At 75.7% G+C, this 17,015-nt stretch carries 9 protein-coding genes and 2 tRNA genes; 5 read left to right on the top strand and 6 right to left on the bottom strand.

Features of this window, described 5'->3' with window-relative positions; translation table 11 throughout:
- Positions 1-96: 96 nt before the first annotated feature.
- From QE405_RS01585 to QE405_RS01565, 5 genes are read left to right on the top strand one after another with little or no spacing between them, the layout of a single operon-like run.
- On the top strand, positions 97-4,389 hold the full coding sequence (locus QE405_RS01585; protein WP_307198478.1) for an FtsK/SpoIIIE domain-containing protein: 4,293 nt from the start codon (positions 97-99) through the stop codon (positions 4,387-4,389).
- The gene (locus tag QE405_RS01580; RefSeq protein ID WP_307198477.1) at positions 4,386-6,905 is read left to right on the top strand and encodes a hypothetical protein; all 2,520 of its coding nucleotides are present in this window, start codon (positions 4,386-4,388) and stop codon (positions 6,903-6,905) included. The genes QE405_RS01585 and QE405_RS01580 overlap by 4 nt, the downstream gene beginning before the upstream one ends.
- 35 nt (positions 6,906-6,940) lie before the next feature.
- A complete protein-coding gene (locus tag QE405_RS01575) occupies positions 6,941-7,942 on the top strand; it encodes an AAA family ATPase (RefSeq protein WP_307198476.1) in 1,002 nt (333 codons plus the stop codon).
- 4 nt (positions 7,943-7,946) lie between these two features.
- Complete coding sequence (locus QE405_RS01570; protein WP_307198475.1) at positions 7,947-9,173, top strand: DUF58 domain-containing protein; 1,227 nt, start codon at positions 7,947-7,949, stop codon at positions 9,171-9,173.
- Positions 9,170-11,326, top strand: a complete 2,157-nt coding sequence (locus QE405_RS01565; protein ID WP_307198474.1) for a DUF3488 and transglutaminase-like domain-containing protein — start codon at positions 9,170-9,172, stop codon at positions 11,324-11,326. Before QE405_RS01570 ends, QE405_RS01565 begins: the two co-directional genes overlap by 4 nt.
- 27 nt (positions 11,327-11,353) lie before the next feature.
- Here QE405_RS01565 and QE405_RS01560 read toward each other — a convergent pair whose 3' ends face one another.
- The 6 genes from QE405_RS01560 to QE405_RS01535 all read right to left on the bottom strand — a co-directional run bounded on the left by QE405_RS01560 (position 11,354) and on the right by QE405_RS01535 (position 17,009).
- A complete protein-coding gene (locus QE405_RS01560) occupies positions 11,354-13,183 on the bottom strand; it encodes a serine/threonine-protein kinase (protein WP_307198473.1) in 1,830 nt (609 codons plus the stop codon).
- Positions 13,184-13,225: 42 nt separating this feature from the next.
- Positions 13,226-14,668, bottom strand: a complete 1,443-nt coding sequence (tig, locus tag QE405_RS01555; RefSeq protein WP_307198471.1) for a trigger factor — start codon at positions 14,666-14,668, stop codon at positions 13,226-13,228.
- Positions 14,669-14,716: 48 nt separating this feature from the next.
- A tRNA-Pro gene (locus QE405_RS01550) sits at positions 14,717-14,789 on the bottom strand.
- Between the two features lie 69 nt (positions 14,790-14,858).
- Positions 14,859-14,932 (bottom strand) — tRNA-Gly (locus QE405_RS01545).
- A 97-nt stretch (positions 14,933-15,029) separates the two neighbouring features.
- Complete coding sequence (locus QE405_RS01540; RefSeq protein WP_307198470.1) at positions 15,030-16,076, bottom strand: PP2C family protein-serine/threonine phosphatase; 1,047 nt, start codon at positions 16,074-16,076, stop codon at positions 15,030-15,032.
- 87 nt (positions 16,077-16,163) lie between these two features.
- Positions 16,164-17,009, bottom strand: coding sequence for an Fpg/Nei family DNA glycosylase (locus QE405_RS01535; protein ID WP_307198469.1), 846 nt, complete (start codon positions 17,007-17,009; stop codon positions 16,164-16,166).
- Positions 17,010-17,015: the final 6 nt, after the last annotated feature.

Below are 17,015 nucleotides of genomic sequence, written 5' to 3'. Positions count from 1 at the left end.
GCCGGCTCCGTGCCGGCGGCCCCCGCGTCGTCTGTCCTCGTGGCCGTCCCCACCGGGAGGTTTGGCCGCAGCCCTCCGCGAGCAAGGAGCCCGATCGTGCAGCAGTGGACGCTCTCGTTGAGCACCCCGCCCGAGTCGGGCCTGCCCTCGGTCGACGTGGTCGTCCACGCCAAGCCCGAGGCCACGGTCGCCGACCTCGCGCGTGCCTTCGGCCGCCACCTGGCCCCGCACCAGGCACACCTCCTGCTCGTGCCCGTCGACGGCGGGCACCCGTGGCCGGCCGACCGCGCCCTCACCGAGTGCGGCCTGCGCACCGGGGACCTCCTCGACGTCGTCACCGCCCCCGCCTCGTGGCTGCACCGGCACAGCAGCACCTCCCGCCCCCGTGCGGTGCTGCGGGTCGTCGACGGGCCCGACTCGGGCCAGCGCCTCCAGGTGCGCTCCAACGCCCTGACCGTCGGCCGCGGCACGACCTGCACCATGCGCCTGACCGACCCGCTGGTCTCCACCCAGCACGTGCGGGTGGTGCTCGGCACCCGCCCGACCGTGTACGACGCGGGCTCGGCCAACGGCACCACCGTGGCGGGCGAGCAGGTCACGACCGGCCGCGAGGTGGACTGGGGCACCCCGATCCGCCTCGGCCGCACGACGGTCGTGGTCGACCCGGGCGAGGTGCCGGTCGACGACACGGCCGTCTCCGTCTTCCGCCCGCCGCGCTTCGGCGAGCCGCTGCTCGACGAGACCCTCGACGTACCGTCCCCGCCGACCCGCAACCGACCGTCGCCGCTGCCGTGGGCGATGCTCGCGCTGCCCATGATCATGGGCCTCGCGATCTTCGCGCGGTCGCAGACGCCGTACGCGCTCGTCTACATGCTGGCGTGGCCGGTGTTCGGCTACCTCGGCTGGCGTCAGCAGCAGCGGGCGGCACGCCTGCAGTTCGAGGAGGAGGCCGCCGAGTGGCGGACCGACGTCGACGGGATGCTCGCGCTCATCGACGACCAGGCCCGCCGGCAGCGGGAGCAGGTGCACGACGACTACCCCGACGCGGAGACCCTGCGCACCCGTGCCGCGCAGCGCGACCCCTACCTGTGGGCGCGCAGCGAGACCCGCACGGCGTTCCTGCACACCCGGCTCGGGATCGGCACCGTGCCGGCCCTGCTGCGCGGCGACGTGAAGGACGGCGGCGACCGTCCGCTGCGCCGCGAGGTGGCGGCCGAGCTCGACGCCCGCGCGACCCTCCCCGACATGCCGGTCGTCGTGGACCTCACGGCCCACGGGCTCCTCGCGCTCACGGGCGAGGTCGACGCGGTCGACGCCCTCGTGCGGGCGCTCAGCCTGCGCCTGGCCTTCGACCACTCCCCCGCGGACCTCACGGTCGCGGCCTGCCTGGGACGGGGGCGGGCGCACCACGAGGCGTGGCTCCGCTGGCTGCCCCACGCCACCACGCGCGTCGGCGGCGAGCCGCCCGTGGCCATCGGGCCCGGCGCGGCGACGGCCCTGCTCGACCACCTCGCGAGCGAGGACGGGGGCCGCGGCCACACGCTCTGCATCATCGACGAGGACGCCGGCATCCCCCGCCGCACGGTCGAGGCCGTGGCGGCCGTCGGGGCCGAGCGGGGCCTCCACCTGCTCTGGCTGGGCCGCCGTCGTGCCGAGGTGCCGGCGGCCACCGGCCTGCTCGTCGACCTCGACGACGGCAGCGTCAACGTCGGCGACCGCGGGGGCGTCGACCGCATCGACACCCCCGACGCCGTCACCCTCGCGCACGCGTGGCGCAGTGCGCGCACCATGACGGCGTACGTCGACGAGGCGGCGGTGCTCCCCGCCTCCACCTCGATCCCGGCCGTCGTGCGGCTGCCCGAGGTCAGCGGCGACCTCGAGGACCTGGACGACACCGACGCCGTGCTGCGGCGGTGGGGGGCGAGCCGCGGGCTGCGCGCCCAGATCGGCGCGGGCGTCGACGGCACGGTCACCATCGACCTGCGCGACGACGGCCCGCACGGCCTGGTGGCCGGCACGACCGGCTCCGGCAAGTCGGAGCTGCTGCAGACGCTGATCTGCTCGCTCGCCCTCAACAACCCGGTCAACCGGATCAGCTTCCTGCTCGTCGACTACAAGGGCGGCGCGGCGTTCCGGGAGTGCGCCGACCTGCCCCACACGGTCGGCTACATCACCGACCTCACCCCCGCCCTCGTGCAGCGGGCGCTCACGTCCCTCGGCGCCGAGATCACGGCACGGGAGCACCTGCTGGGCGAGTACGGCGTCAAGGACCTCACCCAGCTCGAGCGGGAGCACCCCGACAAGGCGCCGCCGAGCCTGCTCATCTGCGTCGACGAGTTCGCCGCCCTCACCGCCGAGGTCCCGGACTTCGTCGACGGCATGGTCAACATCGCCCAGCGCGGCCGCTCGCTCGGCATGCACGTGCTCCTCGCGACCCAGCGGCCCGCGGGCGTGGTGACCGGCAACATCCGGGCCAACACCGACCTGCGCATCGCGCTGCGCGTGTCGGCCGCCGACGACTCCCGCGACGTCATCGACTCGCCCGAGGCCGCCCGCATCTCGCGGCGCACCCCGGGGCGGGCGTGGCTTCGCCGCACCGGCCACGGCACCGCCGAGCTCGTGCAGTCGGCGTGGACGGGCGCCCGGCAGCCCATCGACGGCACGGGGTCGTCGGTCACGGTGCACGCCTTCAGCGCGGCCAGCGCCGCCCGCGCCGACACCGCGGCCGACGCCCGCCTCGACCCGCGGACCGACCTCGAGCGCTGCGTCACGACGATCGTCACCGCCTTCCGGCGCTCGGGCGTCCCCGCCCCGCCGAAGCCCTGGCTCCCGCCGCTGCCCGCCGAGCTGCTCCTCGACCTCGACGAGCTCCGCCGCGAGGCGGGCCCGCAGCCGTCCGGGCACCTGCACCTGGGCGGGATCGACGACCCGGCCCACCAGCGCCAGCCCCGGCTCGACGTCGACCTCACCAGCGTGGGCCACCTGCTCGTCCACGGGGCCTCCGGCTCCGGCAAGACCGAGCTCCTCCGCACGGCGGCGGTCACCGCGTCGGTGGGAGACGCGTGGAGCGCGCACGGCGTCGCGCCGTACGTCTACGCGATCGACTACGCCGGCGGCGGCCTGCAGGCGATCGCCGACCTGCCGACCGTCGAGGCCGTCGTGGGCGAGACCCAGCTGGGTCGCGTGCTGCGCCTCGTGCGGCTCCTCAAGCGCACGGTGGCCGACCGCTCGGCGGCCCTCGCCTCGAACGGGTGCGCCGACCTCGAGGACCTCGCACGCGCCGGGCACGTGCTGCCCCGGGTCTACCTGCTGCTCGACAACCTGCCCGCCGTGCTCGAGGCGTTCGAGAAGGCCGGCGGGCTGGCCCGTGACCACGTCGAGCACCTCCAGAACGTGCTGCAGAACGGACGCCGCGTCGGCGTCCACGTCGTCGCGACCGCTCCCGGGCGCACGGGCGTGCCGACCTCGATCGCCGCGTCGTTCGGGCGCCGGATCATCCTGCGGATGACGACGAACGACGACTACCTGATGCTCGGGGCGCCCGGCAACGTGCTCGACGCCGAGACGACCCCGGGCACCGGCCTGCTGGGCAAGCAGATGCTGCAGGTGGCGACGACGGGCGGCGCGGGCACGCCCGTGCAGGCCGAGCGGATGCGTGAGGTCGCGGCGCTGCTCGAGCCCCGCACGGCCGGCCGGGGCTCGGCCGCCGTGCCCCCGATGCCGGCGCGGCTGCCCGCCGACGCCCTGCCGTCGCCCCAGGGCAGCCGCACCCCGCTCGCCGTGGACGCCGACGCCGTCGGCGTGCTGACCGTCGACCTCCTCGGCGGTCCGGTGGTCGTCGCCGGCCGGGCCGGCACGGGGCGCACGAGTGCCCTCGAGGGCGTCGTCGAGCTGGCCGCCCGCTCCGACGTCCCGCCGCAGGTCGTGCGCGCCGAGACGCTCCTCGAGGCCGTCGCGGCGGCCGAGGAGGCCCTCGCGCGGGCCTCCTCCGTCCCTGCCGGGACGGAAGGTTCCTGGGTGCTGCTCGTGGCCGACGACGTCCAACGGTGGGATGCTGCCTGCACGGACGATGCCCACAAGGCCGCTCGGACGCGACTGCTGGAGCTGCTCGACGCGGCGGGCGGTCCGCTCGCCGCCGTGGTCTCGGTGGACGTCGCCGAGGCACGCAGGCCGGGGATGCTGCCGGGCCTCGTCACGGCGCTCAAGCAGCGTCGCCGAGGTTTCCTGCTGCACCCGGAGTGGAACGAGGGCGACGTCTTCGGCGTCACCGTGCCGACGAAGACGTTGGAACCGCTGACCGGCCCGGGTCGCGGACTGTGGTGCGAGGCAGGCTCCGCCACGGTCGCGCAGCTCGTGGCCACGACGCACGAGGGACAGGACGGGCGATGACCACGGAGTCTCGGGACGGAGCGGCCACGCCGGCCGACGCGGCCGGCGGGGCCGACGCGTCCCGCCTGGCGCGCCTGCGTCGACGCTTGCGGGGGAAGCGTCGACGCGACTCGCGCGGCAGCGCCGAGATCTCCGTCGCGATCGTCGGCGCCTCGCTCGTCGCCGGGCTCGCCTTCGGCCAGGGCCTCTCGCGGACGGTCGTCGACATCACCGACGGGCTCACCTGGATCTCGGACGACCCGTCCGGCGAGATCATCCAGGTCAACCCCGCCACCGGCCGCCCGGAGAAGCGCCTCGCCGTGGGCGCGCCGGGTGAGGACCTCGAGGTCTCCCAGGCCGACGGGCGCCTCTTCGTCACCAACCGCACGACGGGCGAGGTGTTCTCCGTCGACCTGGCCTCGGTGCTCGTCTCGGGGCAGCGCCGCGTGGCCTCGGGCGGGGCCACCGACCTCCTGCTCCACGACGGCTCGGCCTTCCTCGTCGACCGCTCGACCAGCTCGATCTCCCGCATCGACCCGTCGACCACCGACGCGATCGGCGAGCGCTGGGTCGCCACCGAGGGGCTCGCCGACGCGACCATCGACGGCCAGGGCCGGGTCTGGGCCATCGACGAGGTCGGTCGCCTGGTGGAGCTCCGCTGGTCCGACGCCGAGCGCCGCTTCGTCACGGAGAGCGAGGAGGACGTCGACTACGCGGGCGACGGCTCGGTGCTCGTCGGCCACGACCGCGGTGTCACCGTCTTCGGGCCCGACGCCGGCATCGTGGTGCAGGTGGGCACGGGCGACGACGTCGTCGGCGACGCGCCGTCCCTCGTCGGCAGCCTGCTGGCCCCGGCCTCCGCCCCGGACGACCTCGCGCCGGTCGCCTCCCCCGACACGGGCACGCTCGTGATCGTCGGCGCCGGCGAGCTCCGCGAGGTCGACCTCACGACGATCGACTGCGGCAAGCCGGGCCGGCCGGCCGTGCACCGCGACCTCGTCTACGTGCCCTGCGACGGCGCCGGCCGGATCGTCGTGCTCGACGGCTCCGGGCGCCGGGCCTCGGCCGACATCCCCGTGCCGGGTGAGCGCGACGCCGAGCTGGTCGTCGACGACGGCAACCTCATCGTCAACGTGCCCGGCTCCCAGGCCGGGCTCGTCGTGCGTCCCGACGGCCGCATCAGCGACCTCACGCGGTACGACGACCGGGTCACCCCCACGCGCCTGGCCGGCAGCCGCACACCGCCCACCCCGCAGCAGGTGCGCGACATCGCCGACGCCGACCGGCCCGACCCGGCGGACCTGCCGGACCCGCCGGCCACCACGCCCCCCACCGGGGCCACGACGCCCCCGTCGAACGGGACGCCACCGACGGGGGCCTCGGCGCCCACCGCACCGACGGCTCCGACGGTGCCGACGAGCCCGCCCACCGGCGGACCGACCGTGCCGCCCGTCGGCCCGCCAAGCACCGTCCCGCCCGGAGGTGGCGGCACCCCGCCCCCGAGCGACCCGGGCACTCCGGGCACGCCGGGCAACCCCACGAACCCGACCGAGCCACCGCCGAGCGAGCAGCCGGCGGAGCTCCAGGCCCCGACCGCCGTCACCGCGACGCTGGAGGGCACCACGGCCGTGGTCACCTGGCAGCACGCCGGCCCGGCCGCGACCGGCTTCGACATCACGGTGGTCGGCTCCGACAGCATCTACACGCGGTCGGGGCCGGCCGACCGGTCCGCCCGCCTCACCATCCCGGTAGGCCAGCCGGCGCAGTTCGTGGTGACCGCCGTCGACGGCGACCGTCGGGCCGCCTCGGCCCCCTCGGCCACCGTCACCGCCAGCACGCGGCCCGGCACGCCGGGCGGTCTCAGCGGCTCGGTCGGCACCGGTCCCCACACCGCCGGCATCGTCCCGGCCACCGCCTCGTGGCAGGCCGCGCCCGACAACGGCTCGCCCGTCACCGGCTACCGCGTCGTCTTCACCGGCGGCAACCCGCAGACCACCCAGACGCAGGACCTCCCGGCCGACGCCCGCACCGCTTCCTGGGCGGTCCCCTGCGCCGACACGGGCGGCGAGGAGTGCGACGCCGGCCGCACCACCGTGCGCGTGAGCGCCCTCAACGCCCAGGGCGAGGGGGACGCCGCCGATGCCGTCATCGGCGAGAGCGTGGCCAGCGCGCCCCGCCTCCCCGCGGCCGGCAACCAGCACGTGACCGGCGAGAGCGGCGGCAACCTCACCTACGAGGGGATCGGCGACGTCACCCTCACCCTCGCCCCGGCGGCGGACTGGGCGGCGTTCACCGGCACCTGCACCTACACGGCGGACTCCGAGAGCGGCACGATCCCGTGCGGGGAGACCTCGCTGACGCTCACCTACAGCGACGGCTACCAGTGGGTGAACTGCGACACGGGCACCAACCGCAACGTCACCCGCAACCGCTCCATCGTGTTCACCGCCGACAACGGCCGCACGTCGGTGCAGAGCCAGGTCTACACCTTCACCACCACGCAGACCGCGCTCTGCCAGGGCCAGCAGATCCCCTGACCCCCGACCCGAGCCGCTCCCCCGAGAGGACCCACGTGACCGCCATCGCCGACAGCCCCCGCGCCTCCGGCCCCGTCACCGAGACGGACGTCGCCGAGTTCCGTCGGCTCCACCAGCGGCTCGGCGACGCCGTCGAGGTGGCCGTGCACGGCAAGCGGGCGACGGTCGACCTCGTGCTCGTCGCGGCGATCGCCGGGGGCCACGTGCTGCTCGAGGACGTGCCGGGCACCGGCAAGACCACCCTCGCGCGGGCGGTCGCCCGCGCCCTCGGCGGCGAGATGCGCCGGGTCCAGTTCACGCCCGACCTCCTGCCGAGCGACGTCACGGGCACGACCGTCTTCGACCCGCGCAGCGGCGAGGTGCGCTTCCGCCCCGGCCCGGTGTTCGCGCACGTCGTGCTGGCCGACGAGATCAACCGGGCGGCGGCGAAGACCCAGTCCGCCCTGCTGGAGGTCATGGAGGAGCGCACGGTCACCGTCGACGGGTCGACCCGCGCCGTACCGGACCCGTTCGTCGTCATCGCCACCCAGAACCCCGTGGACCTCGACGGCACCTACCGCCTCCCCGAGGCCCAGCTCGACCGGTTCCTCGTGCGCACCGCGCTGGGCTACCCCGACGCCGAGCACGAGCTGGACGTGCTCCGGCCGGGCAGCCACGCCGGCCGGGTCGACGACGTGCCCGTGGTCTCGACGCCCGGCGTCGTGGCGGCCGCCGCCCAGCGGCTGACGATGCTCCACGTGGCCGATCCCCTGCTGCGCTACGTGCGCGAGATCGGGGTGGCGATCCGCACCGACCCGCGGGTGCGCCTGGGCGCCTCGACCCGGGGGCTGAAGGCGCTCGTGCGCTGCCTGCAGGTGTACGCCGCGTCGCAGGGCCGCCACTACGTGGTGCCCCACGACGTCCAGCGGCTGGCCGAGCCCGTCCTGGCCCACCGCACCGTCCTCACCCGCGACGCGCTGCTGGCGGGCCATCGTCCGGTCGACGTGGTGCACGAGGTGCTCGACACGGTGCACCCGCCGCAGCCCGACCAGTCCTGAGCCGGTGGCCACCACTCGGGCTCACGGGCCGTCCCGGGCGCTCGTCGCCTGGCGGGCCACCACGCCCCGCGGCCGCGGCGTCGCCGCGCTCGGTGTCGCGCTCCTCGTGCTCGGGCTGCTCGCCCGCTACCCGGTGGCCGCCGGGCTCGGGGCCTGCCTGCTCGCCCTCGTGGTCGTCGAGCTCGTCGCCGTGCTGCAGCCCGCCCGCGTCGCCCTGCAGCGCCGGGTCGAGCCCGCCGTCGTGGTGCGCCACGACCGCTGCCGGGCGACGCTGCGCTTCGCCGGCCACCGGCGGCGCGGCCTGGCCCGGCTCGAGGCCGCCGACCTCGTCGACGGCACCCTTCACCCCGTGCGGCTGCCCGACGTCCCGCAGGCCGAGGAGGTGGAGCTCGAGCACGACGTCCCGACCGTACGGCGCGGCCTCGTGACCGTCGGACCCCTCGTGCTGCGCCGGCACGGGCTGCTCGGGCTCGCGACCCACGCCGTCGAGCACGGCGACGTCGAGACCGTGCGCGTGCTGCCGCGGCGGATCCCCCTCCACGACATGGCGCGCGGCGTGCGACGTGCCGCGGCCGGGTCGACCGACTCCGTCGACGTCGGGGGCACCGACCTCGTCGGCCTCCACGAGTACACGCCCGGCGACGACCTGCGCCGCCTGCACTGGGCGACGAGCGCCCGCTGGGGCACGCTGATGGTCCGCGAGGACGCCGACCCGGCCGAGCCGCACGTCGGCGTGCTCCTCGACGACCGCGCCGCGAGCTACGTGCAGCGCGGCACCGACGAGCCGTTCGAGGACGCCGTCGAGCTCGCGGCCGCGCTCTGCCGCGTGGCCGTGGCGGGCGGCCACCCGTTGCGCTTCCGCGTGGTGAGCGGGCGCCACGCCGTCGACGTACCGGCGTCGCCGTCCGGGCTGCCCCACCCGGGTGGGGACGAGATCGAGCTGCTCCTCGCCGAGATCGGCACCGTCGGCGAGCACGGCGGGGTTCCCGGGGCTCCCGGGTCCCCCGGCGTCCACGGGCTCGGTGGGAGCGACGTGGTCGTCGCGGTCTCCGGCGCCGGCACGGAGGAGCGCGAGCTGGCGCCGCTGCTGGGCGGTGCCGCCCGCCGGGTCGTGCTCTCGCTCGACCCCCGCCCCCTCGTCGCGTCGGGCCAGCAGGGCGACCTGCTGGTGCTCCGCGGCGGCTCCTCGCTGGGGCTGGCCGCGCAGTGGGACCAGGCGTTGGCCGGGTGAGCACGACGACGACGGCACCGCCACGCACGACCGCCACCGGGCCGACGGTGCCCGGGGAGCCGCTGCCGGCGCCGCCGCGCCGTACCGCGGCCGCGGCCCTCGTGTGGGCCGCCAGCCTCCCGGCCGCCGGGGCGCTGTCGTTGGCGACGGCGTGGGGCGGGTGGCGCATGCCGCTCGTCGTCGTGGGCGCCGTGGTGCTCCCCTTCGTGCTCCTCACCCTCGTGCTGCTTCTCGGGGTGCCGCGGTGGCTGGCCGCGTCGGTGCTGTCGGGGTTGCTCGTCCTGGTGGGGTACGTGCTGGCGTCGGGGGCGGGCACGACGCTCGTCGGCACCGTCGGGGACGCCGTGCCCCGGCTCCTCACCGAGCCCCAGCCGTTGGCGTTCCGCGCCGACCTGCTCGTCGTGCCGGTGCTGCTCAGCGGCATCGTGGGGCTCCTGGTCGCGCTCCGCAGCCACCGCCCGACCCGGGTGGCACCGGTGGTGGGCGCGGTCGTGCTCTACGCGGCGGGAGCCCTGCTGACGCGCGGGGAGGGCGACCGCATCGGCCTCCTCGCAGCGCTCGTGCTCGTGCTCGCGGTGCTCGGCTGGGTGCTCCTCGACGAGACCGGCGAACCCCGGAAGCGACGGGCCGTCGTCGCCGGGCCGCTGCTCGTGGTCGCGATCGGTGTGGTGGCCTCCGCGAGCCTCGTGCCCACGCAGGAGCCGTTCGACCCGCGCTCCGTCGTGGACCCCCCGATGCTGCAGACGCAGGCATCGAGCCCGCTGCCCCAGCTCGCCGCGTGGTCGGCGAACCCCGACGTCGAGCTGTTCACCACCTCCGGCGACGTGGCGCCGCTGCGGCTCGTGGTGCTCGACGACTACGACGGGGCGCAGTGGCGGGCGGCGACGGAGTACGGCCCCCTGGGCATCGAGGCGACCGACGTCCTGCCGGTCGGCGACCAGCGGGCCCGGTTCACGACCGCCGTCCGCGTCGGCGACCTCGGCGGCAGCTGGCTGCCCTCCCCCGGCGACCCGACCGGCGTCTCGGGCACCGACGCCCTGGTCGACCCGCGCACCGGCACCCTGCTGCGTCCCGAGGGGACCGACGGGGTCGAGTACGAGGTCACCGCGCAGGTCGACGCCCCCGACCCCGCGACGCTGCCCGAGGCGGGGGTGCCGTCCCCCGACTCCCCGGACAGCGCGGACCTCCCGCTCGACCGCTACCTCCAGACCCCCGACCTGCCGTACGAGCTCGGGGTCTACGCCCAGGAGGTCGCCCGGGGCACGACGAAGCCCTACCAGCGGGCCCTCGCGATCGAGGACGCCGTCCGCGGGCAGCGCACGCTCAGCGAGCGCGCCATCTCCGGCTCGGCCCTGTGGCGGATCCAGGACTTCCTGCTCGGCACGCCCGGCACCTCCGGCGCCCAGGAGGGCACCTCCGAGCAGTTCGCGACCGCCTTCGCCCTGCTGGCGCGCCACACCGGCCTGCCCACGCGGATCGTGGTGGGCTTCCGCCCGGGCGACGAGCAGGGTGACGGCACGCGCGTCGTCCGCGGCGAGCACGCCCTCGCGTGGCCGGAGGTCTACTTCACCGACCTGGGCTGGGTGCCCTTCGACCCGACGCCGGAGCCCGGCCTCGTCGGCGAGCGGCCCACGGCGCCGCCCGAGGAGACCCCGGCCAGCGAGGAGCCCGTCACCCCGCCGACCGACCCGGACGCCCGCCCCCTCGACGACGAGCGACCCGGACCCGACGAGGGCTCCGGCCTGCCGGCGACCTTCTGGTACGCCGCGGGCGGCACCCTCCTGGTCGGGGTCCCGCTCGCCCTGCTCCTCGCCCGGTCCGTCCGCTCGTGGGCCCACCGACGCCGCGGCCCCCGCGGTGCCTGGGCGGAGGTGCTCGACGGGCTGGTGCTCGCCGGCGCCCCCGCCCGGGCCTCCGAGCCCGCGCCCAGCGTGGGCGACCGGGTGGCGATGGCCTACGGCGTGCCCGAGGCCACCACGCTCGCCCGGGCGGCGGACCGCTCCGCCTTCGCCCCCGACGACGACACCGGGGCCGGCGGGCTCGACGGGGCCCAGCGGGCCGCGCTCCGCGCCGTACGCCGCGGGTTGCGCCGCTCGCTGCCCTGGTGGCGACGACCGGCGTGGGCGCTCGACCCCCGGGTCTTCCGGCGCTGAGCGCCGGCGGTCACCCGTCGGCGGTGGTCACTCGTCGGCGGCAGGCGCGGTGATGCAGCGGACGTCGGAGACCCCGAACTCGCCCGTCGGCATGCGCAGGAGGATCGCGTAGCACTGCCGACCGCCGGCGGCGAGCGCGCCGGGCAGCACGTACTGGCGGGTGCCGGGCGGCAGCACCGCCTGGTAGTCGACGACCGTGCCCTCGGGGCCGGAGGTCTGCGCGACGTAGAACTCCGCCTCGCCCTCGCTGGGGTCGGTCCACGCCATCTCGATGTCGAGGCCGACGGCGTCGATGTCGGTGAAGAGCACGGCGAGGTCGGGGTTGGGCCGCGGCTCGAGGTCGGGCTCGGCGGGCGTCTCGGTCGCCGTGGGCACGCCACCGCCGGCCGTCGGGGTCGTGTCGGCCGGCGACGCCTCCCGGGGCTCGTCGTCGCCCCGCAGCGCGGAGCCGACGATGGTCAGCCCCATCCCCACGAGGAGCGCGACCACGGCGAGCAGGACCAGCAGGTTGCGGCGGCGCCGGCGCGCCGGGTCGGACGCCGGGTCGGGCGTCGGCTCGGCCGCGGGGACCGTGCCCGCCGGCGGCGCGGTGTCACGGGGCGGGCCCGCCGCGTCGGCGCCACCGGTGGGGCGGCCCGCCACGAGACCGCCCGTGCCGGTCGGGGCGGCGTCCGGCTCGTGCTGGACCGGCGCGTGGGCGAGCACCGACAGGGCGAGCGGCTCCGGGTCGGCCCCGGGCGCCCACGCGTCCTCGCGGGCGGGGGCAGCGGCGGGTACAGGTTGCTCGCGCGGCACCGGCTGCTCCTGCGGCGCCGGCTCGTCGACGGGGACCGGGGCGATCGCGGGTGCGGGCGACACCGGACGGGGGGCCGTGCCCTCGCCGCTCGCCGTCGACGGTGCTCCCGCGGACGTGGGCGTGGGCGACGGCGACGCGGGGGCGGTCTGGCCGCCGCCGGGCAGCCAGGCGCTCGTGCGGAGCGCCGCGAAGGCGTCGCGCAGCGAGGCCGCGTCGGGCCAGCGCTGCGCGGGGTCCTTCTGCAGGCAGCGGTCGATGACCTCGGCGACGCGCTCGGCGCCCTCGGCGGACAGCTGCCGGTGGGGCTCCGTCCGCGCCCGGCGGATGTAGGCGAGGGCCGAGTCCTCGTCGGGGTCGTCGCTGGCGAACGGCGGGCGGCCGTCGAGGAGGGTGAAGAGGGTGGAGCCGAGGGACCAGAGGTCGTCGGCCTGGGACGGCTTCTCGCCGTCGAGCACCTGGGGCGCCGCGTGGCGGTAGGTGAACGTCTCGACGGAGGCGGTGTGCTCGGACCCGGCGAGGCGGGCGATGCCGAAGTCGGCGAGCACCCAGGTGGTGGGGAGGACGAGCACGTTCTGGGGTTTCACGTCGCGGTGCAGCACCCCGCGCTCGTGGGCGAAGGCGAGGGCGTCGGCGAGGACGTAGCCGATCTCGAGGATCTCGTGCACGGGCAGCGGACCCTGCTGGCGCAGCCGGTCGTGCACGGTGCCGGCCTCGACGAAGTCCATCACCAGGAAGGGCCGCCCCGCTCCCGTGGTGCCGACGTCGAGGAGGTTGACGATGTGGGGGTGCTGGCGACCCAGCTCGATCGTGATGTCGACCTCGCGCCGGAAGCGGGCGACGCGACCGTCGTCGTCGGTGCCGAGCACCTTGATGGCGACGACCCGGTGCGGACTGACCTGTCGCGCCCGGTAGACCACCGAGTCACCGCCGCGGCCGACCTCGGTCAGCTCGACGTATCCCGGGACGTCCTCCGGCTCCCGACGCGGCGCGGCCGGCTCGGACGCAGCAGCGGGCGGGCGCCAGGCACCATCGGTGCTGTCGCCCGCCCGCTCGCGCGTCATCCGTGTCCCCCGCCGGACGTCAGCTCATCCCGGAGTGAGAGCTCACTTGGACTCGTCGGCCTGCTCGGCCTCGGCCGGGTCCGCCGACTCGACCGACTCGTCCGCCGACTCGACCGACTCGACCGCCGACTCGTCCGCCGACTCCGCCTCGGGCTCGCCGATGGAGCCGTCAGGGCGCAGGTTCTTGAGCTCGACGTGGTTGCCGGACGCGTCGGTCACGACGGCCGACTCGACGAGCGTCGCCAGCGCCTTGCCGCGCAGGATCTCCTGCACGAGCTCGGGGATGTGGTTGTGCTCGAACATGTGGTTCGCGAACTCCTGCGGGTCCTGACCGGACTGCTGGGCGCGACGCACGATGTGCTGGCTCAGGTCGTTCTGCTCGACGCCCAGCTCCTCGCGCTTGGCGATCTCGTCGAGGAGGAACTGCGCGGCGACGGCGTCACGCACCCGGCGCTCGAGGTCCGCCTCGAACTCCTCGATGGTCTGGCCCTCGTCCTCGAGGTACTTGTCCATCGTGATGCCGGCCATCGCGAGCTGCTGCTCGACGCCCTCGCGACGGGCGTTGAGCTCGTCGGTGACCATCGTCTCGGGCAGCGGCACGGAGACCTTCTCGAGCAGCGCCTCGAGCACCGCGTCGCGGGCCTCGGTCGCCTGCTCGAGGCGCTTGCCACGGGTGAGGCGCGTGCGCACGTCCTCCCGCAGCTCCTCGACGGTGTCGAACTCCGACGCGGTCTGCGCGAAGTCGTCGTCGAGCTCGGGGAGCTCCTGCTCCTGCACGCCGTTGACGGTGACCTTGACGGCGACGTCCTCGCCGACGAGGTCGCCACCGACGAGCTGCGAGGTGAACTCGGCCGACTCACCGGCGGAGAGGCCGGTGAGGGCCTCGTCGAGGCCGTCGAGCATGCCGCCGCGACCGACCTGGTAGGACATGCCCGCGACCTCGGCACCGGGGACGACCTCGCCGTCCTTGGTGGCCACGAGGTCGATGGAGACGAAGTCGCCGTCGGCGGCGGGGCGCTCGACGTCGGCGAGGGTGCCGAAGCGCTCGCGGAGGTTGTTGAGCTGGTCCTCGACGTCCTCGTCGGTGACCGTCAGGTCCTCGACCGTGGCCTCGAGGCCGTCGTACTCCGGCAGCTCGATCTCGGGCTTGACGTCGACCTCGGCGGTGAACTCGAGCAGCTCCTTGTCCTCGAGCCGCGTCACCTCGATCTCGGGCTGGGCCAGGGGCTCGAGCGAGTTCTCGCGCAGGGCCTCGACGTACACCTTCGGCAGCGCCTCGTTGATCGCCTGGTCGAGGACCGCGCCGCGGCCGACCTGACGGTCGATGACGGCCGGCGGGACCTTGCCGCGGCGGAAGCCGGGGACGTTGATCTGCTGGGCGATGGTCTTGTACGCCTTGTCGAGGCTCGGCTTGAGCTCGTCGAAGGGCACCTCAACGGTGAGCTTGGCCCGGGTGGGGCTCAAGGACTCGACGGCGCTCTTCACAGGTGGTTCTCCTCGTGGTCGGACTTCAGCGGTGCAGCTCGGTTGCGGTCGGGGCGACAGGACTCGAACCTGCGATCTCCTGCTCCCAAAGCAGGCGCGCTAGCCACTACGCTACGCCCCGCCAAGAGGGCCGGCGAAGGTCCACCGCACAGGCGCTGACCTGCACGAACGGGTCCACGTCGACCACACTTGGAGCGGATGACGGGAATCGAACCCGCGTAATCAGTTTGGAAGACTGAGGCTCTACCATTGAGCTACATCCGCGTGCGCGACAGCGCGCCCGGAGACCCCGGACGCACACACGCGAACGTCATCGTGCCACATGGCGCCCGGAGGCCCCCAACCCAGCCCCGGCGGGGGCTCACGCCGTCGGCGAGCGCCGCAGCACGAAGAGGGCGCAGTCGTCAGCGATCGGCCCGAGGTCGTCCAGCACCCGCTGCGCGAGGCCCTCCGTGCCGTCTCCCCGGTGCGCGAGCAGCAGGCTGCTGAGGCGGCTGATGCCGTCGTCCAGGTCCGTGCCCGCGTCCTCCACCACGCCGTCGGTGTAGACGACGACCGCGTCGCCGGGCTGCAGCTCGAAGGTCGCCGGCGGGTACGCCGCGTCGGGCACCACCCCGAGGAGCGGGCCCGAGAGGTCGACGCGCTGCACCTCGCCGCAGCTGCGCACCACGAGCGCCGGCGGGTGGCCCGCGGTGTGCACGGTCGTCGCGCCCGTCGCGAGGTCGACCGAGACGTGCACCGCCGTCGCGAAGCCCTCCGTCCACTCCTGGCGCAGGAGGAACTCGTTGGTCGCCGGCACCAGGCGGTCCGGGGTCACGGCGCCCACGAGGCCGCTCAGCGCGCTCGACAGCTGCAGCGAGCGCGTCCCCGCGCGCACCCCCTTGCCCGACACGTCGACGAGCACCGCCTCGAGGCTGCCGCGGGACTCCGACCGGGAGAAGCAGAAGAAGTCGCCGCTGAACGCCGTGCCGTCCGCCGTGCGCACGAGGGCGTCCGCCGACCAGCCCTCGGGCAGGCGGGGCAGTCGGCCCTGGGCCTGGATCCGCTCGCGGAGGTCGAGGAGCATCGCCTCCCCCTCCGCGCCGCCGAGGCCGAGCCGGACCCGCCGCAGGGAGATGACGAGCACGACCAGGCCGATGACGGTGTACGTCGCGACCGAGGCCCACAGCCGGGGCGTGAACTCCGGCTGCTGCGTGACCGCGAGGAAGAGGACGGCCATGGCGAAGCTGATGAAGCCGGCGAGCTGCCGCGGCCGGAGCACCAGCGCCGACAGGATCATCGGCACCGTCAGCACGTTGATCGGGACCCGGGTGGGCACGGTGGCGACGAGGACGCCCACGACCACGGTCGCGACGACGAGGAGCACCAGGGCGCGGTTGGCCGCGAGCTGGCGGCGCAGGTCACGCACCGTCCGCCTCCGCGGGGCCGGCGGTGGGAGCAGGCTCGACGGAGGCGCGTCGACCACCATCACGGCGACCTCCTCGTCTCGACCCCCTCACTGTACGGATCGGGACACGTGCGCGCGTTGGCATCGCGGACACCAGAAGAGGTTGCGGGCGACGAGCTCGGCGGTGCGCACGGCCGTGCCGCACACGAAGCACGGCTGGCCGGTGCGGCGGTAGACGTAGACCTCGCCCCCGTGGTCGTCACGTCGGGGCTCCCGACCCATGGCCTCGGGCGTGTGCTCGGGCCGCACGGTGTCGATGCGCCCCGTGCGCACGCCCTCGCGCATGAGGTCGACGAGGTCGGCCCAGACCGCGTCGTACTGGCGGCGGCGGAGGCTGGTGCCCGGACGGTACGGGTCGAGGCGGTGCCGGAACAGCACCTCTGCGCGGTAGACGTTGCCGCCGCCCGCCAGGACCTTCTGGTCCATGAGCAGCGCGGCGATCGGGGTGCGGCTGCGCTCGATGCGCGCCCAGGCGCGCGCCGGCTCGGCGTCGGCGCGCAACGGGTCGGGACCGAGGCGCGCGACGACCGCCGCCCGCCCCGCCCCCGTCACCAGCTCGCAGGCGGTGGCGCCGCGGAGGTCGGCGTACGCCGCGGGGCGGCCGTCACCGCCCGCCACCAGCCGCATGCGCACCTGGCCGACGGGCGGCGGGGCCTCGCCGGCGTGGACGTCGTGCTTGCCGTAGAGCCCCAGGTGGACGTGGACGTAGCGGTCCGCACCGAGGTCGCAGAACAGGTGCTTGCCCCACGCCTCCGCGCCCTCGAACGTGGCGCCGTCGAGGGCGGCCGCCTCCGTGGCGAACCGGCCCTGCGGGCTCGTCACGCGCACGACCCGGCCCCGGAACGCGTCGTCGAGCGCGCCGGCGAGACGGTGGAGGGTGTGCCCCTCGGGCACGGGGCG

Origin of the sequence: Nocardioides zeae (genome assembly GCF_030818655.1) — a bacterium.
GTDB lineage: Bacteria > Actinomycetota > Actinomycetes > Propionibacteriales > Nocardioidaceae > Nocardioides > Nocardioides zeae_A.
Note: the sequence above shows the minus strand (reverse complement) of the source record. Positions and strands in the feature narration are given on the sequence as shown.